Annotated in this window: 19 protein-coding genes and 1 tRNA gene; 19 read left to right on the forward strand and 1 reads right to left on the reverse strand. The window is 70.4% G+C overall.

Annotated elements, in window-relative coordinates:
* The first annotated feature begins 37 nt into the window (after window positions 1-37).
* The 18 genes from NR112_RS15240 to NR112_RS15325 all read left to right on the forward strand — a co-directional run bounded on the left by NR112_RS15240 (window position 38) and on the right by NR112_RS15325 (window position 21,329).
* Window positions 38-1,621: an anthranilate synthase component I gene (locus tag NR112_RS15240; protein ID WP_256795157.1), complete on the forward strand. Its 1,584-nt coding sequence runs from the start codon at window positions 38-40 to the stop codon at window positions 1,619-1,621.
* Window positions 1,618-2,223 carry a Trp biosynthesis-associated membrane protein gene (locus NR112_RS15245; protein ID WP_256795158.1) on the forward strand — a complete coding sequence of 202 codons (606 nt, stop codon included), beginning with the start codon at window positions 1,618-1,620 and terminating at the stop codon, window positions 2,221-2,223. Before NR112_RS15240 ends, NR112_RS15245 begins: the two co-directional genes overlap by 4 nt.
* Before the next feature lie 58 nt (window positions 2,224-2,281).
* Window positions 2,282-2,551, forward strand: coding sequence for an HGxxPAAW family protein (locus NR112_RS15250; protein WP_256795159.1), 270 nt, complete (start codon window positions 2,282-2,284; stop codon window positions 2,549-2,551).
* A gap of 5 nt (window positions 2,552-2,556) precedes the next feature.
* The gene (trpC, locus tag NR112_RS15255; RefSeq protein WP_256795160.1) at window positions 2,557-3,384 is read left to right on the forward strand and encodes an indole-3-glycerol phosphate synthase TrpC; all 828 of its coding nucleotides are present in this window, start codon (window positions 2,557-2,559) and stop codon (window positions 3,382-3,384) included.
* A 2-nt stretch (window positions 3,385-3,386) separates the two neighbouring features.
* Entirely contained in the window at window positions 3,387-4,646 is a 1,260-nt protein-coding gene (gene trpB, locus NR112_RS15260; RefSeq protein ID WP_256795161.1) for a tryptophan synthase subunit beta, read from the forward strand.
* Window positions 4,643-5,443, forward strand: coding sequence for a tryptophan synthase subunit alpha (gene trpA / locus NR112_RS15265; RefSeq protein ID WP_256795162.1), 801 nt, complete (start codon window positions 4,643-4,645; stop codon window positions 5,441-5,443). Before trpB ends, trpA begins: the two co-directional genes overlap by 4 nt.
* Window positions 5,440-6,510: a prolipoprotein diacylglyceryl transferase gene (gene lgt / locus NR112_RS15270; RefSeq protein ID WP_256795163.1), complete on the forward strand. Its 1,071-nt coding sequence runs from the start codon at window positions 5,440-5,442 to the stop codon at window positions 6,508-6,510. The genes trpA and lgt overlap by 4 nt, the downstream gene beginning before the upstream one ends.
* Before the next feature lie 202 nt (window positions 6,511-6,712).
* A complete protein-coding gene (gene gltB / locus NR112_RS15275; RefSeq protein ID WP_256795164.1) occupies window positions 6,713-11,278 on the forward strand; it encodes a glutamate synthase large subunit in 4,566 nt (1,521 codons plus the stop codon).
* The gene (locus NR112_RS15280; protein ID WP_256795165.1) at window positions 11,271-12,728 is read left to right on the forward strand and encodes a glutamate synthase subunit beta; all 1,458 of its coding nucleotides are present in this window, start codon (window positions 11,271-11,273) and stop codon (window positions 12,726-12,728) included. The genes gltB and NR112_RS15280 overlap by 8 nt, the downstream gene beginning before the upstream one ends.
* Window positions 12,729-12,911: 183 nt before the next feature.
* Entirely contained in the window at window positions 12,912-14,369 is a 1,458-nt protein-coding gene (gene pyk / locus NR112_RS15285; RefSeq protein ID WP_256795166.1) for a pyruvate kinase, read from the forward strand.
* 136 nt (window positions 14,370-14,505) lie between these two features.
* Window positions 14,506-14,588: transfer RNA gene (locus NR112_RS15290), tRNA-Leu, on the forward strand.
* Between the two features lie 104 nt (window positions 14,589-14,692).
* Window positions 14,693-15,394 (forward strand): ANTAR domain-containing response regulator, encoded by a 702-nt coding sequence (locus NR112_RS15295; protein ID WP_374512547.1) that lies wholly within the window; start codon window positions 14,693-14,695, stop codon window positions 15,392-15,394.
* A 151-nt stretch (window positions 15,395-15,545) separates the two neighbouring features.
* Complete coding sequence (locus tag NR112_RS15300) at window positions 15,546-16,688, forward strand: branched-chain amino acid ABC transporter substrate-binding protein (protein ID WP_256795167.1); 1,143 nt, start codon at window positions 15,546-15,548, stop codon at window positions 16,686-16,688.
* 112 nt (window positions 16,689-16,800) lie between these two features.
* Entirely contained in the window at window positions 16,801-17,790 is a 990-nt protein-coding gene (locus tag NR112_RS15305) for a branched-chain amino acid ABC transporter permease (RefSeq protein ID WP_256795168.1), read from the forward strand.
* Complete coding sequence (locus NR112_RS15310; RefSeq protein WP_256795169.1) at window positions 17,787-18,935, forward strand: branched-chain amino acid ABC transporter permease; 1,149 nt, start codon at window positions 17,787-17,789, stop codon at window positions 18,933-18,935. Before NR112_RS15305 ends, NR112_RS15310 begins: the two co-directional genes overlap by 4 nt.
* Window positions 18,928-19,845 (forward strand): ABC transporter ATP-binding protein, encoded by a 918-nt coding sequence (locus NR112_RS15315; protein ID WP_256795170.1) that lies wholly within the window; start codon window positions 18,928-18,930, stop codon window positions 19,843-19,845. The genes NR112_RS15310 and NR112_RS15315 overlap by 8 nt, the downstream gene beginning before the upstream one ends.
* Window positions 19,835-20,554: an ABC transporter ATP-binding protein gene (locus NR112_RS15320; RefSeq protein ID WP_256795171.1), complete on the forward strand. Its 720-nt coding sequence runs from the start codon at window positions 19,835-19,837 to the stop codon at window positions 20,552-20,554. The genes NR112_RS15315 and NR112_RS15320 overlap by 11 nt, the downstream gene beginning before the upstream one ends.
* 193 nt (window positions 20,555-20,747) lie before the next feature.
* Entirely contained in the window at window positions 20,748-21,329 is a 582-nt protein-coding gene (locus tag NR112_RS15325; RefSeq protein WP_256795172.1) for a GNAT family N-acetyltransferase, read from the forward strand.
* Between the two features lie 25 nt (window positions 21,330-21,354).
* On the opposite strand, the gene NR112_RS15330 is transcribed toward NR112_RS15325, so the two are convergent.
* Entirely contained in the window at window positions 21,355-21,792 is a 438-nt protein-coding gene (locus tag NR112_RS15330; RefSeq protein WP_256795173.1) for a hotdog fold thioesterase, read from the reverse strand.
* 87 nt (window positions 21,793-21,879) lie between these two features.
* On the opposite strand from NR112_RS15330, the gene polA reads away from it, so the two are divergent.
* The gene (gene polA / locus NR112_RS15335; RefSeq protein ID WP_256795174.1) at window positions 21,880-24,555 is read left to right on the forward strand and encodes a DNA polymerase I; all 2,676 of its coding nucleotides are present in this window, start codon (window positions 21,880-21,882) and stop codon (window positions 24,553-24,555) included.
* The last annotated feature ends 174 nt before the right edge of the window (window positions 24,556-24,729 follow it).

The following is a 24,729-nucleotide window of genomic DNA, read 5'->3' on the forward strand; positions in this document are numbered from 1 at the left end:
GGACGCGGCATACGACCGGGTGAGCCAGAATGGCTCGGTGCCCGACTCGAACACCTCGCTCGCCGCTGCGCCCGCGCCACACGCCGACCTCGCGTGGGGACGCACGTGGCCGAGCCTCGAGGTCTTCACCGAGCTGGCCCTCGAGCACCGTCGTGTCATCCCGGTCGTCCGCCGGGTGCTCGCCGACGCGGAGACGCCGGTCGGCGTCTACCGCAAGCTCGCCAAGGACGCCCCGGGCACCTTCCTGCTCGAGTCCGCCGAGCACGGCGGCGTCTGGTCGCGCTACTCGATCGTCGGGGCGCGCAGCGCGGCGACGTTGACCGAGAAGGACGGACGGGTCCACTGGATCGGCGAGCCGCCCGTCGGGCTGCCCACCGACGGTGACCCGACCGTGGCGGTCCGCGACACCGTCGCCGCCCTCGCGACGCCTCGGACGCCGGGTCTGCCGCCCCTGACCGGGGGACTCGTCGGAGCCATCACCTACGACGCCGTCCGCCGCTGGGAGAAGGTCCCCGACGGCGGGCGCGACGAGCTCGACCTGCCCGAGGTCGCGATGATGCTCGCCACCGACCTCGCGGTCTTCGACCACAGCGACGGCTCCCTGCTGCTCGTCGCCAACGCCGTCAACCACGACGCGACCGACGAGCGCATCGAGGATGCCTGGGCCGATGCCGTGAGCCGCCTCGACCGGATGGCCGACGAGCTGGCGGCCCCCGCTCCGAGCACGGTGGCCACCATCGAGCCCACCCCGATCAACCCGACGAGCAGCCACACGCAGGCCGAGTACGAGGAGATGGTCGAGGAGGCCAAGGAGGCGATCCGGGCCGGCGAGGCCTTCCAGATCGTCGTCTCCCAGCGCTTCACCGTGCCCTGTCGGGCCGACGCCCTCGACGTCTATCGCGCGCTGCGGGTCAGCAACCCCAGCCCGTACATGTACCTCTTGAGGATCCCGCACCCCGACGGCACGGCGTACGACATCGTCGGCTCGAGCCCCGAGGCGCTCATCAAGGTGACGGGACGCCAGGCGATCACCCACCCCATCGCCGGGTCGCGCCCGCGGGGCAAGAGTCCCGACCACGACGCGCACCTCGCCGAGGAGCTGCTCGGCGACGCGAAGGAGCGGGCGGAGCACCTCATGCTCGTCGACCTCGCGCGTAACGACCTCCAGCGCATCTGCCGCGCCGGCACCGTCGACACCGTCGACTTCATGTCGATCCGGCGCTACAGCCACATCATGCACATCGAGTCGACCGTCGTCGGGGACCTGCGCGAGGACCAGAACGCCTACGACGCGCTCGTCGCCACCTTCCCCGCGGGCACGCTGAGCGGGGCACCGAAGCCGCGCGCCATGGCCCTCATCGACGCCTACGAGGGGCTGCGGCGCGGTCTCTACGGCGGCGTCGTCGGCTACCTCGACTTCGCCGGCGACCTCGACATGGCCATCGCGATCCGCACCGCGCTCATCAAGGACGGTCGCGCGCACGTCCAGGCCGGTGCGGGCATCGTCGCGGACTCGGTGCCGCACCTCGAGTACGAGGAGACGGTCAACAAGGCCGCCGCCGCCCTGCGCGCCGTGGCCGCCGCCGCGGGCCTGCGACCGCTGGGAGACCACCGCCCATGACCTCCTGGACCCACCCCGGTGCCCTCGACAAGAAGCGTGCAGCCCTCGTCGTCCTCGTCCCCGCGGCCCTGCTGCTCGGCCTCACGACGCGCCCGTGGGCGAGTGGCGAGTCCAAGGACGTCCTCAGCCAGGCGGTCACCGACGTGACCGGCGGCACCGCAGCGCCCGGGGTCGTCGGTCTCACCGCCGTCTGCGTCGTGGCCCTGCTCGGGCTCATGACAGGTGGCCGCATCATCCGGGCCGTCGCCGCGGCCGTCATCGTGCTGGCCTCCCTCGGTGCCCTGGCCATGACGGTCCTCGTCGCGCTGCGCCCGGTCGACACCGTCGCCGACGCGGTCGCCCGCGAGCTCGCTCGGACGACGGCTCCGGCCGCCACCGGAGCGAGCACCGGGTGGGTCTGGCTGGCCGTCGCGGCCGCCCTCCTGCTGGTCCTCGGGTCCGCCGCGGCAGCCGTGTCGAGCCCCACGTGGGCCGGCCTCTCGGGTCGCTACGAGCGGGGCGACAAGCCCGAGAGCGGGCCCCGTGGAGAGGTCCGCACGACGTGGGACGAGCTGTCCGAGGGCCGGGACCCGACCCTGCGCGACGCCCCTGACGAGACCTGACAGAATGAACGTCGTCGGCCCGCACGCGAGTGGCGCCGACCGGACCAGAGAGGACGCCATGGAAGAGCAGCACGAGGACCACGGTCACAGCACCGCAGCCTGGACCGGAGTCGGAGTCATCCTGCTCGGCACGGCCATCGCTGCGGTCGCGGTCGTCATCCCCAGCCTCGTCCTCGGCATCATCGGTGCCGTCGTCATCGTGGCCGGTGTCGCCGCGGGCAAGACCATGTCCATGGCCGGCTACGGCAACAAGGGGCACCACGCGCAAGCGGGCTCGGTCGTCGACGCCCCCGACGAGACGGGCGCCGAGACCCTCGGCAAGAGCTGAGAGCAGTGCCGACGGTTCTCGACGGGATCATCAGCGGCGTCCGCGAGGATCTCGGACGCCGTCGCGCCGCGCTGTCGCCCGCCGACCTGGAGGCGCGGCTCGCGTCGGTGCCCCCGGCGCTCGACCCGATGCCCGGCATCCGCTCCGCCGAGGGCGTCGCCGTCATCGCCGAGGTCAAGCGGTCGAGCCCGAGCAAGGGTGCACTCGCGGACATCCCCGAGCCCGGCCTGCTGGCGCGGTCGTATGCCGCCGGGGGCGCGAGCGCCATCAGCGTGCTCACCGAGGAGCGCCGGTTCTCCGGCAGCCTCGCCGACCTCGACGCGGTGCGCGCGGCGGTCCGGACTCCCTTGCTGCGCAAGGACTTCATGGTCGACGCCTACCAGGTGACCGAGGCCCGCGCCCACGGCGCCGACCTCATCCTGCTCATTGTCGCGGCTCTCGGTGACGACCTCATGCGTGACCTGCACGACCAGGCCCGCGAGCTCGGCATGACCGCGCTCGTCGAGGTCCACGACGCCTCCGAGCTCGACCGGGCCCTCGCACTCGACCCCGTCCTCGTCGGGGTCAACGCCCGCAACCTCAAGACCCTCGAGGTCGACCCCCGCACCGTGACCGACCTGCTGCCGCGCGTCCCCGAGGGCGTCGTCGGCGTGGCCGAGTCCGGGGTCAGCGGGCCGGCCGACGTCGCCGCCTACGTCCGCGCCGGAGCCGGAGCCGTGCTCGTCGGCGAGGCCCTCGTCAAGGACGGCGCCCCCGAGGCCGCGATCCGCGGCTTCATCGACGCCGCGACCGCGGTCCGGGCCTCGGCCCGACCCGGCGCGGCAGGAGAGTGAGCATGACCACGACATCCAACGTGCCGGCATACGGCCGCTTCGGCGGTTTCGGCGGCCGCTACGTCCCCGAGGCGCTCATCCCCGCCCTCGAGCAGCTCGAGGAGGTCTGGCGCAAGGCCGTCGTCGACCCGGAGTTCGTCGGCGAGCTCGAGCGTCTCCAGCGCACCTACACGGGGCGCCCCAGCATCATCACCGAGGTGCCGCGTTTCGCCGAGCACTGTGGCGGGGCCCGCGTCATCCTCAAGCGCGAGGACCTCAACCACACCGGCTCGCACAAGATCAACAACGTGCTCGGCCAGGCCCTGCTGACCAAGCGGATGGGCAAGACGCGCGTCATCGCCGAGACCGGCGCCGGCCAGCACGGCGTCGCGACGGCCACGGCGGCCGCCCTGCTCGGACTCGAGTGCGTCGTCTACATGGGTCGCAAGGACACCGAGCGCCAGGCGCTCAACGTCGCGCGGATGCGCCTGCTCGGCGCCGAGGTCGTCGCGGTCGACAACGGGAGCAAGACGCTCAAGGACGCCGTCAACGAGGCGTTCCGCGACTGGGTCGCCAACGTCGACACCACGCACTACGTCCTCGGCACCGTCACCGGGCCGCACCCCTTCCCCGAGATGGTCCGCGACTTCCACCGCGTCATCGGTGTCGAGGCGCGCCAGCAGGTGCTCGACCTCGTCGGTCGGCTGCCCGACGCCGTCCTCGCCTGCGTCGGCGGCGGCTCCAACGCGATGGGGATCTTCCATCGCTTCATCGACGACCGATCGGTTCGGCTCATCGGGTTCGAGGCGGGCGGCGAGGGCGTCGAGTCCGGCAAGCACGCGGCGCGCTTCTCGGCCGGCATCCCGGGCGTGCTCCACGGCGCCTTCACCTACGTCATGCAGGACGAGGACGGCCAGACCGTCGAGTCGCACAGCGTCTCGGCGGGTCTCGACTACCCCAGCGTCGGACCTGAGCACGCCCACCTGCTCGAGTCGGGTCGGGCGGAGTACCGCCCGATCAGCGACGTCGAGGCCATGGAGGCCTTCTCGCTGCTCTCGCGCACCGAGGGCATCCTGCCCGCCATCGAGAGCGCGCACGCGCTCGCCGGCGCGATGAAGGTCGGCCGCGAGCTGGGGCCCGACGCCGTCCTGCTCGTCAACCTCTCGGGGCGCGGCGACAAGGACGTCCACACGGCTGCCGAGTGGTTCGGCCTCATCGGCGACGACGGCTCGCCGCGCCTGCCGGACGACGACGGCGCCAAGGGCATGGGAGTGCAGCAGTGAGCGTCGCCACGATCATCGAGAAGTGCCGCGCCGACGACCGCGCCGCACTCATCGGCTACCTCCCCGTCGGCTTCCCGTCGGTCGAGGGGTCGATCGCCGCGATGAAGGTCCTCGTCGAGTCCGGCGTCGACATCATCGAGATCGGGGTGCCCTACAGCGACCCGGTCATGGACGGCCCCGTCATCCAGGACGCCGCCGTGCGGGCCCTCGCGGCCGGCGTGCACCTCACCGACATCTTCACCGCAGCCCGCGAGGTCTCGGCCGCCGGCGCGGGTGCGCTCGTCATGACGTACTGGAACCCCGTCCTGCGCTACGGCGTCGAGCGCTTCGCCGCCGACCTCGCGGCTGCCGGGGGAGCCGGGCTCATCACTCCTGACCTCATCCCGGACGAGGCGGGCGACTGGATCGCTGCTGCCGACGCCCACGGCCTCGACAAGGTCTTCCTCGTCGCACCGAGCTCGACGCCCGAGCGCCTCGAGGCCGTGACCTCCCAGTGCCGCGGCTTCGTCTACGCGACCGCAGTCATGGGCGTCACCGGTGCCCGCGCCAGCGTCGGCGAGGCCGCCGACGCCCTCGTCTCACGCACTCGGGAGCACACCGACCTGCCCGTCTGCGTCGGGCTCGGCGTCTCGACCGGTGACCAGGCCGCACAGGTGGGCCGCTACGCCGACGGAGTCATCGTCGGCTCGGCCCTCGTGCGCTGCCTCACCGAGGCCGACTCCGACGAGCAGGGGCTCGAGGCGCTCGGCTCGCTGGCCCGCGAGCTCGCCGACGGGGTCCGCCGGGGCCGGTCATGAGCCTCCTCGCCGGGGTCCCGGCCGCGCTGGGCGCCGTCCTGCCCGCCGACATCCCGTCGCCGAGCGTGGGGGTCTGGCACCTCGGCCCGCTGCCGATCCGCGGGTACGCCATGTGCATCCTCGCCGGCATCGTCGTCGCGGTCTGGCTGACGCAGAAGCGTCTGGAGGCCCGCGGGCACCGCAAGGGCGTCGCCATCGACATCTCCGCGTGGGCGGTGCCGTTCGGCATCGTCGGCGGACGCATCTACCACCTCATCACGACGCCGCAGCCGTACTTCGGTGAGAACGGCGACCCGTGGAAGGCGTTCGCCATCTACGAGGGCGGGCTCGGCATCTGGGGCGCCGTGGCGCTGGGCGCCGTCGGCGCGTGGATCGGCTGCCGCAAGAACGGCGTCGCCTTCCGCGACTTCGTCGACGCCGCCGCTCCCGGCCTCGCGATCGCTCAGGCCATGGGCCGCTTCGGCAACTGGTTCAACAACGAGATCTACGGCGCACCGACCGACCTGCCATGGAGGCTGCGCATCTACGAGTGGGACACCTCGGTCGGGCGGGCCGTCGTCGACGCCCAGGGCAACCCCGTCGTCAAGGGCTACTTCCACCCCACGTTCCTCTACGAGGCCATCTGGTGCCTGCTGCTCGCGGCCTTCCTCATCTGGCTCGGCCGTCATCGCCGGCTCCAGGCCGGCCAGGTCTTCGCCGCCTACGTCATGGGCTACCCGATCGGGCGCATCGTCATCGAGAACATGCGCACCGACTCGGCCAACCTCATCCTCGGTCAGCGCGTCAACACGTGGGTCTCGATCCTCGTCTTCCTTCTCGGCGTCTACCTGTGGCGGCGGTTCGCCCGGATGGAGCAGCCCCCGGTCCCCGTGTCGCCGGACCAGCCGACCGGTGCCGGAGAGGGTGAGCACCCCCACGACGACGGGGCAGATGGCGACCCGGTCGACGCGCGGGCCGACGAGACGGGCGCCGACGACCCCGAAGATCCTTCGGTGCAGGCCGCCTCGGACCGGCCGAACCACACCGTGGGCAGCGAGGCGAAGGCGGACCGTCCGGCGCAGTCCTGACGCGGTCTGCGTCCTGTCTCGTGCGTGGCCCTGAGCACGGCGTCTCACGATTCGGAATCCGCCGTATCAACAGGTAGGACGAGCGGTCCCTCCGATATCGTCGTCAGCAACGCCTGTGGCCAGTGCCGTCCACATGCCCTCAGTCATGTCGCGTGGCCCCGTCGCGGTCGCCCGCCTGGGACCCAGCAGAAGGACGGTGAAGATGCCGCCGCACACCCCCACCCGTGCCCTCTTCAGTGCACACCCGGAGAACTCCGGTCTCTACCGGCGCGAGTTCGAGCACGATGCCTGCGGCGTCGCCCTCATCGCGACGATGCGGGGGACGGCGGGGCACGACATCGTCGACCACGCCCTCACGGCACTGCGCAACCTCGACCACCGGGGTGCCACGGGCGCCGACCCGCTCGTCGGTGACGGCGCGGGCATCCTGACGCAGATCCCCGACGAGTTCTTCCGGGCGACCGTCCCCTTCACGCTCCCCAACAGCGGGGCGTATGCCGCCGGCATCGCCTTCCTGCCCCCGAACCCCATCGAGCGCGCCGCCGCCAAGGCGCGGATCGAGGAGATCGCGGTCGCCGAGAACCTCAAGGTGCTCGGCTGGCGCGAGGTCCCCGTCGAGGCCGACCTCGTCGGCACCGTCGCGCGCGACTGCATGCCGTTCTTCGAGCAGCTCTTCGTCAGCAGCTCGATCGGTCGTCAGGTGGCCCTCGGACTCGACCGGCTCGCGTTCTGCCTGCGCAAGCGCGCCGAGCACGAGGTCGACGTCTACTTCGCCTCGCTCAGCTCCCGCACCATCGTCTACAAGGGCATGCTGACGACCGGCCAGCTCGAGCCGTTCTTCCCGGACCTGTCGGACCCGCGCTTCGCGAGCGAGCTCGCCCTCGTGCACTCGCGTTTCTCGACCAACACGTTCCCGTCGTGGCCCCTCGCGCACCCGTACCGTTTCATCGCCCACAACGGCGAGATCAACACCGTCAAGGGCAACCGCAACTGGATGCACGCCCGAGAGAGCCTCCTGACGTCCGACATCATCCCGGGCGACCTCGAGCGCATCTTCCCGGTCTGCACGCCGGAGGCGTCGGACTCGGCGAGCTTCGACGAGGTGCTCGAGCTGCTCCACCTCGGTGGCCGTTCGCTCCCGCACGCCGTGCTCATGATGATCCCCGAGGCGTGGGAGAACCACGCCACCATGGACCCCGCCCGCAAGGCCTTCTACGAGTTCCACTCGACCTTCATGGAGCCGTGGGACGGTCCCGCCAACGTCTGCTTCAGCGACGGCACGCTCGTCGGAGCGGTCCTCGACCGCAACGGCCTGCGTCCCGGCCGCTACACCGTCACCGACGACGGCCTCGTCGTGCTCGCGTCGGAGTCCGGGGTGCTCGAGCTCGACCCCGGGACCATCGTCCAGCGGGGCCGGCTGCAGCCCGGCAAGATGTTCCTCGTCGACACCGAGCACGGCCGCATCGTCAGCGACGAGGAGATCAAGAGCCAGCTCGCGGCGGCCAAGCCGTACGCCGAGTGGCTGCACGCAGGGCTGATCCGGCTCGAGGACCTTCCCGAGCGCGAGCACATCGTGCACACCGCCGCCTCGGTCGCGCGTCGTCAGCAGACCTTCGGCTACACCGCCGAGGAGCTGCGCATCCTGCTGACGCCGATGGCCCGCTCGGGTGGCGAGGCGCTCGGCTCGATGGGCACCGACACGCCCATCGCCGTCCTGTCCTCGCGACCGCGTCTGCTCTTCGACTACTTCACCCAGCTCTTCGCGCAGGTCACCAACCCACCGCTCGACGCGATCCGCGAGGAGCTCGTCACCTCGCTCGGCACGTACATGGGCCCCGAGGGCAACGCGCTGTCGGCATCCCCGAGCCACGCCCGCCAGCTCGTCCTCGACTTCCCCGTCATCGACAACGACGAGCTCGCCAAGATCGTGCACATCAACGCCGACGGCGACCTGCCCGGCTACGCCACGCACGTCGTCCGCGGCCTCTACGACGTCACCGGGGGAGCGGCCGCGATGCGCGACCGCCTCGAGGAGATCTTCGCCGAGGTCTCGCAGGCGATCCGCCGCGGAGCCCGCTTCGTCGTGCTCTCCGACCGGGACTCGGGCCGTGACCTCGCGCCCATCCCGTCGCTGCTGCTCACGGCTGCCGTCCACCACCACCTCATCCGCGAGAAGACGCGCACCCAGGTGGGTCTGCTCGTCGAGGCCGGCGACGTCCGTGAGGTCCACCACGTGGCCCTGCTCATCGGCTTCGGCGCCGCCGCCGTCAACCCCTACCTGGCGATGGAGACCGTCGAGGACCTCGTCCGGGCGGGCGAGATCGAGGGCGTCACGCCCGAGAAGGCCGTCGCCAACCTCATCAAGGCGCTCGGCAAGGGGGTCCTCAAGGTCATGTCCAAGATGGGCATCTCGACCGTCGCCTCCTACCGCGGCGCCCAGGTCTTCGAGGCCATCGGTCTGGCCCAGCCGCTCGTCGACCGCTACTTCACCGGCACGGTCAGCCAGCTCGGCGGCGTCGGTCTCGACGTCATCGCCCGCGAGGCGGCCGAGCGCCACGCCCGGGCCTATCCGCCGGACGGCGTCCACCAGCCGCACCGCACCCTCGAGGTCGGCGGCGAGTACCAGTGGCGCCGCGAGGGCGAGCCGCACCTCTTCGACCCCGAGACGGTCTTCCGCCTCCAGCACTCGACGCGTCAGCGTCGCTACGACATCTTCAAGCAGTACACCGGGCGCATCGACGACCAGACCTCCCGCCTCATGACGCTGCGTGGTCTCATGGGCTTCCGACCGACGGGGGTCACGGGGCGCCTGCCCGTGCCGATCGAGGAGGTCGAGCCGGTCAGCGAGATCGTCAAGCGCTTCAACACCGGCGCGATGAGCTACGGCTCGATCTCCAAGGAGGCGCACGAGACCCTGGCGATCGCGATGAACCACCTCGGCGGTCGCTCCAACACCGGCGAGGGCGGCGAGGACATCGACCGGCTGCTCGACCCCGAGCGCCGATCTGCCGTGAAGCAGGTCGCGTCCGGACGGTTCGGCGTGACGAGCCTCTACCTCACCCACTCCGACGACATCCAGATCAAGATGGCGCAGGGCGCCAAGCCCGGCGAGGGCGGGCAGCTGCCCGGGCACAAGGTCTACCCGTGGGTCGCCAAGACGCGGCACTCGACGCCCGGCGTCGGCCTCATCTCGCCGCCCCCGCACCACGACATCTACTCGATCGAGGACCTGGCGCAGCTGATCCACGACCTCAAGAACGCCAACCCGGCGGCGCGCATCCACGTCAAGCTCGTCTCCGAGATCGGGGTCGGCACGGTCGCGGCCGGCGTGTCCAAGGCGCACGCCGACGTCGTCCTCATCTCCGGCCACGACGGCGGCACGGGCGCCTCGCCGCTCACCTCGCTCAAGCACGCGGGCGCACCGTGGGAGCTCGGCCTCGCCGAGGCCCAGCAGACCCTCGTGCTCAACGGCCTGCGCGACCGCATCGTCGTCCAGGTCGACGGGCAGCTCAAGACCGGTCGCGACGTCGTCGTGGCCGCGCTGCTCGGCGCCGAGGAGTTCGGCTTCGCCACCGCACCGCTCGTCGTCTCGGGCTGCATCATGATGCGCGTCTGCCACCTCGACACCTGTCCGGTCGGCATCGCGACCCAGAACCCCGAGCTGCGCTCGCGCTTCTCCGGCAAACCGGAGTTCGTCGAGACCTTCTTCGAGTACATCGCGCAGGAGGTGCGCGAGCACCTGGCCTCGCTCGGCTTCCGTTCGATCGAGGAGGCCGTCGGCCAGGTCGGCAGCCTCGACCTCGACAAGGCCATCGCTCACTGGAAGGCCTCCGGCCTCGACCTCAGCCCCATCCTCGCCGTGGCCGACAACCCGACCGGCGGCACGCTCCACCAGTCGGCCACGCAGGACCACGGCCTCGACAAGGCGCTCGACAACGAGCTGCTGAGCCGCGCCCTGTCGGCCATCGAGTCCGGTGAGCCGGTGCGCACCGAGATCGCCGTGCGCAACGTCAACCGCACGGTCGGCACGATGCTCGGCCACCACGTGACCAAGGCCCACCCGCACGGTCTCGCCGACAACACCATCGAGCTGACGATGACCGGGTCCGGGGGGCAGTCCTTCGGCGCCTTCCTGCCGGCGGGCGTCACGATGCAGCTGTTCGGCGACGCCAACGACTACGTCGGCAAGGGGCTGTCGGGCGGCCGCGTCGCCGTCCGGCCGCACCGTGACGCCACGCTCGTGGCCGAGGAGAACGTCATCGGCGGCAACGTCATCGCCTACGGCGCGACGAGCGGGCAGCTCTTCCTGCGCGGCATCGTCGGCGAGCGCTTCTGCGTGCGCAACTCCGGCGCCCACGCGGTCGTCGAGGGTGTCGGCGACCACGGCTGTGAGTACATGACCGGTGGCACCGCGGTCGTGCTCGGCCGCACCGGGCGCAACTTCGCGGCCGGCATGTCCGGTGGCGTGGCCTACGTCCTCGACCTCGACGCCGACCTCGTCAACCGCGAGATGGTCGACCTCCTGCCGCTGCGGCCCGACGACGAGGAGCCGCTTCGCGAGCTGCTCGAGGGCCACGTCAGGTGGACCGAGTCGCCGGTCGCGCGGGCGCTGCTCGACGACTGGGCGGCGGCGCGCGAGCGCTTCGCGCTCGTGCTCCCGCGCGACTACCAGCGTGTGCTCGACGTCCGGACCGAGGCCGAGGCACAGGGCCTCGACCTCGACGGACCCGACGTGTGGAACCGGATCATGGAGGCTTCCCGTGGCTGACCCCCAAGGCTTTCTCACCACCCGCGAGCGTGAGCTCCCGGCCCGCCGTCCCGTCCCCGTGCGCATCCGGGACTGGAAGGAGGTCTACGAGGAGCAGGAGCTCGGCCAGCTCCAGCGCCAGGCCGGCCGCTGCATGGACTGCGGCATCCCGTTCTGCCACTCCGGCTGCCCCCTGGGCAACCTCATCCCAGAGTGGAACAACTTCGCCTGGCGCGGGGACTGGTCCGACGCCATCGAGCGCCTCCACGCGACGAACAACTTCCCGGAGTTCACCGGTCGGCTCTGCCCGGCACCGTGCGAGACGGCGTGCGTGCTCGGCATCAACCAGCCGGCCGTGACGATCAAGCAGGTCGAGGTCACGACGATCGAGCGCGCCTTCGACGAGGGCCTCGTCAAGCCGCTCCCGCCCGAGCGCCTGTCGGGCAAGACGGTCGCCGTCGTCGGGTCGGGGCCGGCCGGTCTGGCGGCCGCGCAGCAGCTGACGCGCGCCGGCCACACGGTCGCCGTCTTCGAACGCGCCGACAAGCCCGGCGGTCTGCTGCGCTACGGCATCCCCGAGTTCAAGATGGAGAAGTCGGTCCTCGACCGGCGTCTGGACCAGATGACGGCCGAGGGCACCCGCTTCCGCAACGGGATGGACGTCGGTGTCGACATCACCGGTCGCCAGCTGCGCGACCGCTACGACGCCGTCGTGCTCGCGCTCGGGGCCACGGTCCCGCGCGACCTCGACGTCCCGGGGCGCCGGCTCGGCGGCATCCACCAGGCGATGGACTACCTCCCACAGGGCAACCGGGCCGCGCTCGGCGAGCAGGTCGAGGGCCAGATCCTGGCCACCGACAAGCACGTCATCGTCATCGGCGGCGGTGACACCGGCGCCGACTGCATCGGCACCGCGCACCGGCAGGGCGCGGCGTCCGTCACGAGCCTCGAGATCATGCCGCAGCCGGGGGAGGACCGCCCGGGCAACCAGCCGTGGCCGACCTACCCGATGCTCTACCGCGTCGCGAGCGCCCACGAGGAGGGCGGCGAGCGCCTCTACGCCGTCAGCACGACGGAGTTCGTCGGCGACGACGACGGCAACGTCGCGGCCCTGCGCCTGACCGAGGTCGAGCTCGTCGACGGACGCCCGACGGCCAAGCCCGGCACCGAGCGCGAGATCCCGGCCCAGCTGGTCCTCTTCGCGATGGGCTTCCTCGGGCCGCAGGGTCCGGGGGTCGTCGAGCAGCTCGGCGTCGCCCTCGACGAGCGCAGCAACGTCCAGCGGGACAAGAACTTCATGAGCTCGGTCGCCGGCGTCTTCGTCGCCGGCGATGCCGGCCGCGGACAGTCGCTCATCGTCTGGGCCATCGCCGAGGGGCGCGCCGCCGCCGCCGGCGTCGACGCGTGGCTCACCGGCTCGAGCTCGCTGCCGCGTCCGATCGGCCCGAGCGACCGCCCGGTCACGGTCTGACCGCCCGCGGGCATCACGCCACCGCGCCACACCCGGACGTATGCCGTGTCGCCGCCTCGGCGACACGGCATACGCTCATGATCACCCTGAGCCACAACGGAGCCCGCGCCGACGACGCCGCGGGGCGTCCCACAGGACGAACCCACGTGGTGACCCACGTCACAGCACCCATAAGGTTGAAGCATGCGTCGCGCCAAGATCGTCTGCACGATCGGACCCAAGACCTCATCGCCCACCCAGCTCCGCGCCCTCGTCGACGCCGGCATGGACGTCGCCCGTCTCAACCTCTCCCACGGTGACCACTCCGTGCACGAGCAGGTCTACCGCGACTGCCGCGCCGCGAGCGACGCGTCGGGACGTGCCGTCGGCATCCTCGTCGACCTCCAGGGCCCCAAGATCCGCACCGGGCGCTTCTCCGGCGGCCCGGTGACGCTGAGCCCCGGCCAGCGCTTCACCATCACCACCCGCCAGGTCGACGGCGACGACAGCATCGTCGGCACCACCTACGACGGGCTGCCCGGTGACGTGACCCCGGGCGACGTGCTGCTCATCGACGACGGCAAGGTCATGCTGCGCGCGGTCGAGGTCACCGACACCGACGTGCTCACCGAGACGGTCATCGGCGGACAGGTCAGCAACAACAAGGGCATCAACCTGCCCGGCGTGGCCGTCAGCGTCCCTGCCCTGTCCGACAAGGACCGCGAGGACCTCCGCTTCGCGATGCGCCTCGGCGTCGACATGATCGCCCTGTCGTTCGTGCGCTCGGCCGACGACATCGTCGACGTGCACGCGATCATGGACGAGTTCGGTGAGCGCATCCCGGTCATCGCCAAGATCGAGAAGCCGCAGGCGGTCGACAACCTCGAGGGCATCGTCGCCGCCTTCGACGGGATCATGGTCGCCCGCGGTGACCTCGGCGTCGAGATGCCCCTCGAGGACGTGCCGCTCGTGCAGAAGCGCGCCATCGAGCTGGCCCGCCGCGAGGCCAAGCCGGTCATCGTCGCCACGCAGGTGCTCGAGTCGATGATCGAGAACCCCCGGCCGACCCGCGCCGAGGCCTCCGACGCTGCCAACGCCGTGCTCGACGGCGCCGACGCGCTCATGTTGTCGGGCGAGACCTCCGTCGGCGCCTGGCCGATCGACTCGGTGCGCACCATGGCGCGCATCATCGAGTCCACCGAGGTGCACGGCCACGACCAGATCGCCCGGATGAAGACCAACCCCAAGACCGTCGGGGGTGCGGTGACCAAGGCCGCCGCCGAGATCGGTGAGGTCGTCGGGGCGAAGTTCCTCATCACCTTCACCGAGACCGGCGGCTCGGCGACGCGGATGGCCCGCATCCGCCCGCGGCTGCCCATGCTGGCGTTCACCTCCGACCCCCGCGTCCGCTCGCGCCTCGCGCTCGTCTGGGGCATCGAGACCTACCTCGTGCCGCGCATGTTCCACACCGACCAGTTCGCCATGCAGGTCGACCTCAAGCTCATGCCGGAGGGCCGCATCGCCGAGGGTGACCGCGTCGTCATCGTCGCCGGCTCGCCCCCCGGCATCCCCGGCTCGACGAACGCGCTGCGCGTCCACCGCGTGGGCGACGCGGTCAACCGGGCCGCCCCGGCCTACCGGCCGGAGGAGGTCACGAGCTGAGCTCGTCCGACCCCGCGATCGCGAGACCACGTATGCCGCCGGCCCGGCCCGGCGGCATACGTGCGTCCCGGGGAGGGCCGGGCGGCCACCGGCCGCGGCTCCCGCGTCGTCACGGGTATGCTGGCGCGGCACTCCGGCCGGGGTGGTGGAATGGCAGACACGGGGCACTCAAAATGCTCTGGCCGCAAGGCCGTGCGGGTTCGAGTCCCGCCCTCGGCACCGTTGGTCGCCCGCGGCCCCCCACGTCCGGTCCGGGCCGACCGTGACTCGGGGTCGACGGTCCCGAAACGCGCCGGAAACGTGGCCCCGGCTACGCTTTGCCCGTGAGCACTGACGAGAGCACGACCCCCAGGCCGACCCCCGCCACCGCAGCCGAGGCCTCGGCTGTCCCGGCCGCCCCCGAGGCGACTGCGGCACCCGAGGACGCCGGCAACGCCGCGCCGGTCAGCGGCGCCACCCGCATCCTCGTCGCCGAGGACGAGGCGCTCATCCGTCTCGACCTCGTCGAGATGCTGGGGGAGCAGGGCTACGACGTCGTCGGCCAGGCGAGCAACGGCGAGCAGGCCGTCGAGCTCGCCAAGGAGGTCCGGCCCGACCTCGTCATCATGGACGTCAAGATGCCCGTCCTCGACGGGCTCTCGGCCGCCGAGCAGCTCCACGAGGCCAAGCTGTGCCCCGTCATCATGCTCACCGCCTTCTCGCAGACCGAGCTCGTCGAGCGGGCCCGCGACGCCGGTGTCATGGCCTACATCGTCAAGCCGTTCACGGCCGACGACCTGCGGCCCGCCATCGACATCGCGACGTCGCGCTGGCAGGAGCTCAAGGCCCTCGAGGCCGAGATCGCCGACCTCGGCGAGCGGCTCGAGACGCGCAAGCTCGTCGACCGCGCCAAGGGCGTGCTCATGAGCCAGCTCAAGCTGACCGAGTCCGACGCCTTCCGCTGGATCCAGAAGACCGCGATGGACCGCCGACTCGGGATGAAGGAGGTCGCCGAGGCCGTCATCAACGGCTTTCCGGCGTCCTGACGCACGCTCGGCCGCACATCGTCCGGCAGCCCGGTCGGAACAGGTCACGACACGGTCACTCATCGCGAGTTTGTCGTGACCCCGGCGCAGGGTGGGGCTTAGTCTCCAGACAGCCCTCGACCGAGGGATGTGTGACATCAGGAGGACACTCGTGCGTTCTACCCTCAAGTTCGCTGTGCCGCTCGCGGTCGCAGCGCTTGCCCTCGGCGCCTGTGGCACCAAGGGTGGCGACACTGCTACACCTGCCGCCAGCGGTGGTGCTGCAGCCTGCGGCAACTACAAGATCGGCATGTTCGGTGCCCTCACCGGCCCGAACGCCAACCTGGGCATCTACATCCAGAACGGCGTGAACCTCGCCCTCGACGACTACAACAAGAAGCACGCCGACTGCAAGGTCACGCTCGAGAACTACGACTCGCAGGGTGACCCGACGCAGGCTCCGGCGCTGGCCAAGAAGGCCATCGACGACAAGAAGGTCGTCGGCATCGTCGGCCCCGCCTTCTCCGGTGAGTCCAAGGCCGCCGACCCGGCGTTCAACGAGGCCGGCCTCGTGACGATCACGCCGTCCGCGACCAACCCGAAGCTCGCCGAGAACGGCTGGAAGACCTTCTTCCGCGCCCTCGGCAACGACGCCACCCAGGGCCCCGCGGCCGCCAAGTACATCAAGGACACCATCAAGTCGACGAAGACCTTCGTCATCGACGACGCGTCCGAGTACGGCAAGGGCCTGGCCGACATCGTCCGTCAGGACCTCGGCTCGCAGGTCATCGGCAACGACACCATCCAGCAGAAGCAGACCGACTTCAGCGCCTCCGTCACGAAGGTGACGAGCTCCGGCGCCGACGCGCTCTTCTTCGGTGGCTACTCGCCGGAGGCCGCGCCGCTCATCAAGCAGCTGCGCGACGCCGGCTGGAAGGGCACGTTCGTCGTCGCCGACGGTGTCAAGGACCAGTCCTTCATCGACAACGCCAAGGACGCCGCCGAGGGCACCATCATCACCTGCCCGTGCGTCCCCGCCGACGTGGCGCCGGAGTTCCAGGCCGCCTACAAGGCGAAGTACAACGAGGACCCCAACACCTACTCCGGTGAGGGCTACGACTCCGCCACGATCCTGCTCGACGGCATCGCCGCCGGCAAGGACCGCTCGAGCATGGTCGACTTCGTGAAGTCCTACGACAAGAAGGGCGTCACGAAGCAGCTGAAGTTCGACGCCAAGGGCGAGTCGGCCGACATCAAGGTCTTCGCCTACAAGGTCGAGGGCGGCAAGATCGTCGGCACCGGCGAGATCAAGTAGCGCGATCGTCAACGAAGGGGGGCGGTCGGGGCAGTACGCTCCGACCGCCCCTCCGTTCGGTTGACGCGCGAGCTCTGGTCCCGTCCACCGCACCCGGCCCAGGAGGTCTTGGATGCAGAACCTGATCGACAACTTCTTCGCGTACACCATCACGGGCCTGACGATCGGCGCCGTGTACGCGCTCGTCGCGCTCGGCTACACACTCGTCTACGGCGTCCTGCGCCTCATCAACTTCGCCCACTCCGAGGTGTTCATGTACGGCACCTTCGCAGCGCTGTGGGTGGTCATGCTCCTCGGCGGCCGTCCCGGGGCCGGCGTCGGACAGGTCGTCTTCTGGGTGGCGATGATGTTCGTCGCGGCCATGGCGATGTCAGGGTTCATCGCCGTGCTGCTCGAGCGAGTGGCCTACCGACCGCTCCGCAAACGCAACGCACCACCGCTCATCGCGCTCATCTCGGCCATCGGCGCCTCGTTCGTCCTCGCCGAGATCATGGGTCTGCGCAGCCGGATCACCGGCTGGGTGGGTCTCGACGACAACCTGCGTGACTACGTCCGCAACTCGCGCAACAACGCCGGTATGCCGACGATCATCGCGCCCCAGCCGATCTTCACGATCGGGGGCTACCACGTCACGAACGTCGACGTCTTCGTCATCGTCGGAGCCATCGTCATCATGATCATCCTCGACCAGTTCGTGAAGCGCTCGCGCCTCGGTCGTGGCATCCGCGCCGTGGCGATGGACCCCGAGTCCGCCGCCCTCATGGGCGTCAACCGCGACCGCGTCATCCAGGTGACGTTCCTCGTCGGTGGCCTCATGGCCGGTGCGGCAGCCGTCTTCTACATGCTGAAGATCGGCATCACCCGCTACGACGCCGGCTTCATCCTCGGCGTCAAGGCGTTCACCGCCGCCGTCCTCGGTGGCATCGGCAACCTGCGCGGCGCGCTGCTCGGTGGATTCATCCTCGGGCTGGCGGAGAACTACGGCTCCGCCGTCGTCGGCTCGCAGTGGAAGGACGTCGTGGCCTTCGTGCTCCTCGTCCTCATCCTGCTCTTCCGACCCACCGGCCTGCTCGGTGAGTCCCTCGGAAAGGCGCGCGCATGAGCACCACGACGTCCGCCCCGGCGGCCCCCAAGAAGTCCTCCCCGGGCTTCAGGGAGCGGGTCGACAACCTGCCGAAGGCCGTCAAGATCGCCCTCTGGGTGGTCTTCGCGTTCTTCCTGTTCCTCCTCCCGCTGCTCAACATCCCGTTCATCACGACGGAGGGCTCCGACTTCGGCGGTGTCCTCTTCACCGTCGCGACGTACGTCCTCGTCGCCCTCGGCCTCAACATCGTCGTCGGCTACGCCGGACTGCTCGACCTCGGCTACGTCGGGTTCTATGCGATCGGCGCCTACACGATCGGCGTCCTGACCTCGGAGCACGCCCACATGTCGTGGGTCGTCGTCGTCCCGATCGCGATCGTCGTCGCCATGATCTCCGGCATCATCCTCGGTGCCCCGACCCTGCGCGTGCGCGGCGACTACCTCGCCATCGTGACGCTCGGCTTCGGCGAGATCGTGCGTCTGACGCTCGTCAACTCGGAGTGGCTCGGTGGTGCGCAGGGCATCTCCGACATCCCGAAGCCGCCCGGCCTCGAGCTGTTCGAGGTCCCGAGCATCGACTGGAGCAGCGGTGCGCCCGTCGTCGACCTCGGCACGACCTCGACCTTCCTCAAGTTCGGGATCAACGACTTCGTGCCCTACTACTGGCTCGCCCTCGGCATCATCGGGCTCGTGCTCGTCTTCGACATCCTCGTCAAGAGCAGCCGCGTCGGGCGTGCGTGGGAGGCCACACGTGAGGACGAGGACGCCGCCGAGCTCATGGGTGTGCCGACCTTCCGGTTCAAGCTGCTCGCCTTCGCCCTCGGTGCCGCCATCGGTGGCCTCTCGGGTGCGCTCTTCGCGACCAAGGCGGGCTTCATCTCACCGGACAGCTTCCAGCTGCTGCTCTCGATCCTCTTCCTGGCCGCTGTCGTCGTCGGTGGCGCCGGCAACCGTTGGGGTGTCATCGTCGGTGCGATCGTCGTCGCCTACTTCCCGGAGCGCTTCCGTGAGTTCGCGGACTTCCGCGTCCTCGTCTTCGGACTCGCCCTGATGTTGCTCGCGATCTTCCGTCCGCAGGGCCTGCTGCCCCCGCGGCGCACGGTCCGCGCCAAGCGGGCCGACGACAGACAGGCCGTCCTCGAGGAAGGAGAAGCCCATGTCTGACCCGACCCCGCCCACCACGGGTGACGAGCCGGCCGTCGAGCGCACGCTCGCCGACCCGGCCGACGAGGTCACCGAGATCAACCCCGACGTCGACATCGCGCCCGAGGACATCGGCGTTCCCGTCGTGTCCGAGGGCGAGCGACTGCTCGAGGTCGACGAGGTCACCCTCCGCTTCGGCGGCGTCGTGGCCCTCAACGAGGTGAGCTTCCACATCAACAAGGGCGAGATCCTCGGTCTCATCGGCCCCAACGGTGCCGGCAAGACGACGTGCTTCAACGTCATGACCGGCGTCTACCAGCCCACCTCGGGTGGCGTCCGCTACCTCGGCAAGCCGCTGGGCAAGCGCAAGAAGTTCCAGATCACCAAGCTGGGCATCGCGCGCACGTTCCAGAACATCCGTCTGTTCGCCAACATGACGGCGCTCGAGAACGTCCTCGTCGGGGTCGACGCGCACCACTCGACCGGTGTCGTCTCGGCGATGTTCCGGCTGCCGAAGCACCGCAGGGAGGAGGCGCAGGGCTATGCCCGCGCCATCGAGCTGCTGACCTTCATGGGGCTCGACGGCAAGGCCGACGAGCTGGCCCGCAACCTCCCGTACGGTGACCAGCGTCGCCTCGAGATCGCGCGTGCCCTGGCCACGAGCCCGCAGCTGCTGTGCCTCGACGAGCCGGCGGCGGGCTTCAACCCGGCCGAGAAGGCCAAGCTCATGGAGCTGATCCGCACGATCCGCGACCAGGGCTACACGGTCCTGCTCATCGAGCACGACATGAAGCTCGTCATGGGCGTGACCGACCGGATCGTCGTGCTCGAGTTCGGCCGCAAGATCGCCGAGGGCTCGCCCGCGGAGATCCGCGACAACCCCGCGGTCATCGCCGCCTACCTGGGAGTTGATGAGGAAGATGCTTCTTGAGGTGAAGGGCCTGTGCGTCAACTACGGGCGCATCGAGGCCATCCGCGACATCAGCTTCACCGTCGAGGAGGGCGAGATCGTCACCCTCATCGGCGCCAACGGTGCCGGCAAGACGACGACGATGAAGACCGTCTCGGGTCTGCGCCCCGTGCGCGCCGGGTCGGTCGTCTTCGACGGCAAGGACATCACGCACATGCCGTCGCACGAGCGGCCGGTCCTCGGCATCTCGCAGTCGCCCGAGGGCCGTGGGTGCTTCGTCGGCATGACCGTCATGGAGAACCTCGAGATGGGCACGTACGCCCGTCCGGACCGCAAGAGCAAGGCCGTCAAGGACGACCTCGAGCGCGTCTTCGAGCTCTTCCCGCGGCTCAAGGAGCGCAGCAACCAGGCTGCCGGCTCGATGTCGGGCGGCGAGCAGCAGATGCTGGCCATGGGCCGGGCGCTCATGGCCAAGCCGAAGCTGCTGCTCCTCGACGAGCCGTCGATGGGTCTCGCGCCGAAGCTGATCAAGCAGATCTTCGACATCGTGACGGAGATCAACAGCCAGGGCACCACGGTGCTGCTCGTCGAGCAGAACGCCGCGCAGGCGCTCAAGAGGTCCCACCGCGCCTACATCCTCGAGACGGGCGAGATCGTCCGTGAGGGCACGGGCAAGGACCTCGCGGACGACCCGGCCGTCAAGGCGGCCTACCTCGGCGGCGACGTCTAGGGGAGCCTCCCGGCGTCGTTCGGCACCGAGCTGCGGCGCCGGCAGTGCCGGCTACGGATTCCGAAGGCGGGGCGTCACGACCACGGTCGTGGCGCCCCGTCCGCTCGCGGTGCACCTTCGCGTTGCCCTTCCGCCGCGGCCTCGTTGGTCGTAGTGTCTGCCGGGTGACCTCGGGACAGGAACGGGAGGGATGATGGGTCGAGCACCGGTCTCAGTGCAGCGGGTCGACGAGGGCCAGCACTCGCAGTTCATCGAGCTGTGGATCACGCACCGGATCGAGGGTGGCACCACCCCGGAGGCGGCCCAGCGGCTCGCGCTCGACGGAACTCTGCGGAATGCCTTGCAGCGCAATGACATCTGCGCTTTCATCGCGTCCCTGGACGGCCGTCCGGCGGGCTACGTCGTCCTCGCCGACTCGACGCGGAGCCTTCTCGTCGACTCGCCGTGCGTCTCGATCGACATGCTCTTCGTCCACCCGGACTTCCGCCGTCAGGGCGTCGGACGGTCCTTGCTCACGGCCGCCGGCCGGTACGCCGACCGGCAGGGCTGCGAGCACCTGGTCAGCTCGGTGCCCGCGGGTGACCGCGAGGCCAACCGCTTCTTCGCCCGGCTCGGCTTCGCGCCCGAGACCGTGCGGCGCGTCGCGACGTCCGCGACGATGCAGCGCAAGCTGGCGGGGGAGCCGCGGCCCCAGCGGGTCTCGCTCGACCTGCTCCAGCGCCGTCGCGACCTGCGCGCGCGGGCGCCGCGGCACGACCCGAAGATCGCGGGCTGAGACCTGCCCCTGCCGGCGCCGGACCTCAGGCCCCCGGCGCCGCGTCGCGCAGCAGGCAGGTGATGCGCGACGTGCAGACGCGCTTGCCCGCCTCGTCGATGACGACGACGTCGTAGCTGACGAGGGTGCGGCCGGCGCTGAGCAGTGTCGCCGTCCCCGTCACGACGCCCGAGCGGGCGGCTCGGTGATGCGTCGCGTTGATGTCGAGTCCGACGGCAACGCGGCCCGGACCGGCGTGGATCTGGGCGCCGATCGAGCCGAGGGTCTCGGCGAGCACGACGCTGGCGCCGCCGTGGAGCAACCCGTACGGCTGGGTGTTGCCGGCGACGGGCATCGTCGCGACGAGGCGCTCGGGGGAGACCTCGGTCATCTCGATGTGCATCCGCTCGATGAGGGTCCCCTCGGCCATCGACCGCATGTCGTCGAGGGTCTGGCCGGTCGCCTGCGTCGAAGAGTCAGTCATGTCGGGATCGTATGCCGTCGTAGGCCGCCCTCCCGCGCACGCGGTGCCCCGGCTCACGCCGTCGGTGGGCGCCACTAGGGTTGCCGTGTGAGCCGACTTCTCCTCCTCGACGGACACTCCCTGGCCTACCGCGCGTTCTTCGCGCTCCCCGCCGAGAACTTCTCGACGGTCACCGGCCAGCACACGAACGCCGTCTACGGCTTCACATCGATGCTCATCAACATGCTCCGCGACGAGCAGCCGACGCACGTCGTCGTGGCGTTCGACAAGTCACGGCAGACCTTCCGCACCGAGCAGTACGCCGAGTACAAGGCGGGACGGGCGCGCACACCCGACGAGTTCTCCGGGCAGCTGCCGCTCGTCAAGGAGGTCCTCGACGCCCTGCGCATCCGGTTCGTCGAGCTCGACGGCTACGAGGCCGACGACATCATCGCGACCATCGCCACCGAGGCGGACGCCCAGGGCGTCGAGGTCCTCATCTGCTCCGGCGACCGGGACACCTTCCAGCTCGTCTCGGACCGCGTGACGATCCTCTACCCCGTCCGCGGGGTCTCCGAGGTGTGGCGCATGGGCCCGGCACAGGTGGAGGAGAAGTACGGCGTGCCGCCGACCCGCTACAGCGACCTCGCCGCGATGGTCGGCGAGACGTCCGACAACCTCCCGGGCGTGCCGGGCGTGGGCCCCAAGACGGCCGCCAAGTGGATCGCCCAGTTCGGCGACCTCGAGGGCATCGTCGCGGGCGTCGACCAGATCAAGGGCAAGGCCGGCGAGTCGCTGCGGGAGCACCTGGACCAGGTGCTGCGCAACCGGCGCCTCAACCAGCTCGTCAAGGACGCCCCCGTCGGGGTGGAGGTGGCCGACCTCGAGCGCGCGCAGTGGGCTCGCGAGGAGGTCCACGAGGTGTTCGACCGTCTCGAGTTCCGCGTCCTGCGCGACCGCCTCTTCGCCGAGGTGGAGGCGAGCGCTCCCGAGGCCGAGTCCGGCTTCGACGTCGACGGCGCGGTGCTCGCACCCGAGGCCGTCGCCGACTGGGTGGCCGAGCACCTCCCGGCGGGCCGGCGAGCCGCGCTCTCCGTCGGCGGCACCTGGTCGCGCGGGACCGGCGATGCCACCGGTGTCGCCGTGGCTGCCCCTGACGGTTCGGCGGCGTGGATCGACCTGACGACTCTGCCGACCGAGGGGGAGACGTCGGTGGCCTCGTGGCTCGAGGACGCAGCTCGACCGAAGGCGATGCACGACGCCAAGGGACCGATCCAGGCCCTCAACGCCCGGGGCTTCACGGTGGCCGGGCTGACGAGCGACACGCAGCTGGCTGCCTACCTCGTCAAGCCCGACCAGCGCACCTACCACCTCGACGACCTCGTCCTGCGCCACCTCAAGCGAGAGCTGAGCAGCACGTCCACGACCGACGGACAGGGCATGCTCGACTTCGACGGCGACGCCGACGAGCAGGCGGCCCAGAAGGAGATGGTGCGCGCAACTGCCGTGCGGGACCTCGCCGACGTGCTCGACGAGCAGGTCGCCGCGACCGGCGGTGCGCCGCTCCTTGCCGACGTCGAGCTCCCGCTCGTGGGCGTCCTCGCGCGGATGGAGCGTACGGGCATCGCGGTCGACGTCGACGGGCTGGACACGCTCGAGCAGGACTTCGCGGCGAAGGTCGCCCAGGCCCAGGAGGACGCCTGGGACGCCATCGGGGGGGAGAAGATCAACCTCGGCTCGCCCAAGCAGCTCCAGGAGGTCCTTTTCGGGACCCTGTCGATGCCCAAGACGAAGAAGACGAAGACCGGCTGGACCACCGACGCCGACGCGCTCAACGACCTCTACGCCAAGACGGAGCACCCGTTCCTCGAGGCGCTGCTGCGCCACCGCGACGCCGCCCGACTCCGGGTCACCGTCGAGGGTCTGCAGAAGTCCGTGGCCGACGACGGCCGGATCCACACCACCTACCTCCAGACCATCGCGGCCACGGGCCGGCTCAGCTCGACGGAGCCCAACCTCCAGAACGTCCCCATCCGCACCGAGGAGGGGCGTCGCATCCGCGAGCTCTTCGTCGTCGGGGACGGCTATGAGGCACTCATGTCGGCCGACTACTCGCAGATCGAGATGCGTGTCATGGCTCACCTGTCGGGCGACGAGGGCCTCATCGAGGCCTTCCGCACCGGCGAGGACCTCCACCGCTTCGTCGGGTCCAAGGTGTTCGGCGTCGAGCCCGAGGACGTCACCTCGGCCATGCGCTCGAAGGTCAAGGCCATGTCCTACGGCCTCGCCTACGGCCTCTCGGCCTTCGGACTGTCGAAGCAGCTGACCATCAGCACCGACGAGGCCCGCGGTCTCATGGACGGCTACTTCGAGCGGTTCGGCGGTGTCAGCGACTACCTCAAGGAGGTCGTCGCCGAGGCGCGGGGCACCGGCTACACCGCGACGATGTTCGGCCGCCGGCGCTACCTGCCCGACCTGACCTCCGACAACCGCCAGCGCCGCGAGATGGCCGAGCGGATGGCACTCAACGCCCCGATCCAGGGCTCGGCGGCCGACATCATGAAGGTCGCCATGATCGGGGTCGACCGGGCACTGGCCGACTCGGGCGCGAGGTCGCGTGTGCTGCTCCAGGTGCACGACGAGCTCGTCCTCGAGGTCGCCGCGGGCGAGCGTGACGCCCTCGAGAAGCTCGTGCGTCACGAGATGGGGCACGCCGCCGAGCTCGACGTGCCGCTCGACATCAACGTCGGCGTCGGTCACTCCTGGCACGACGCGGCTCACTGAGGGGCGGGGAACCCACCGCCGACCGCTGCGACGCTCGGTCCCAACTACCCCCTTCACGGTGTCCGTTCGGTCACGTTCCGGCAACGGCGACGTGGTGTCCACCACTTGACACACCACGCACCCGATCGCGCCTGCATACTGCTCGGTAACTTGCACCCGTCATCGGAGACGGGT

The sequence above is a fragment of the Terrabacter sp. Ter38 genome, assembly GCF_024519435.1.
Classification (GTDB): Bacteria; Actinomycetota; Actinomycetes; order Actinomycetales; family Dermatophilaceae; genus Terrabacter.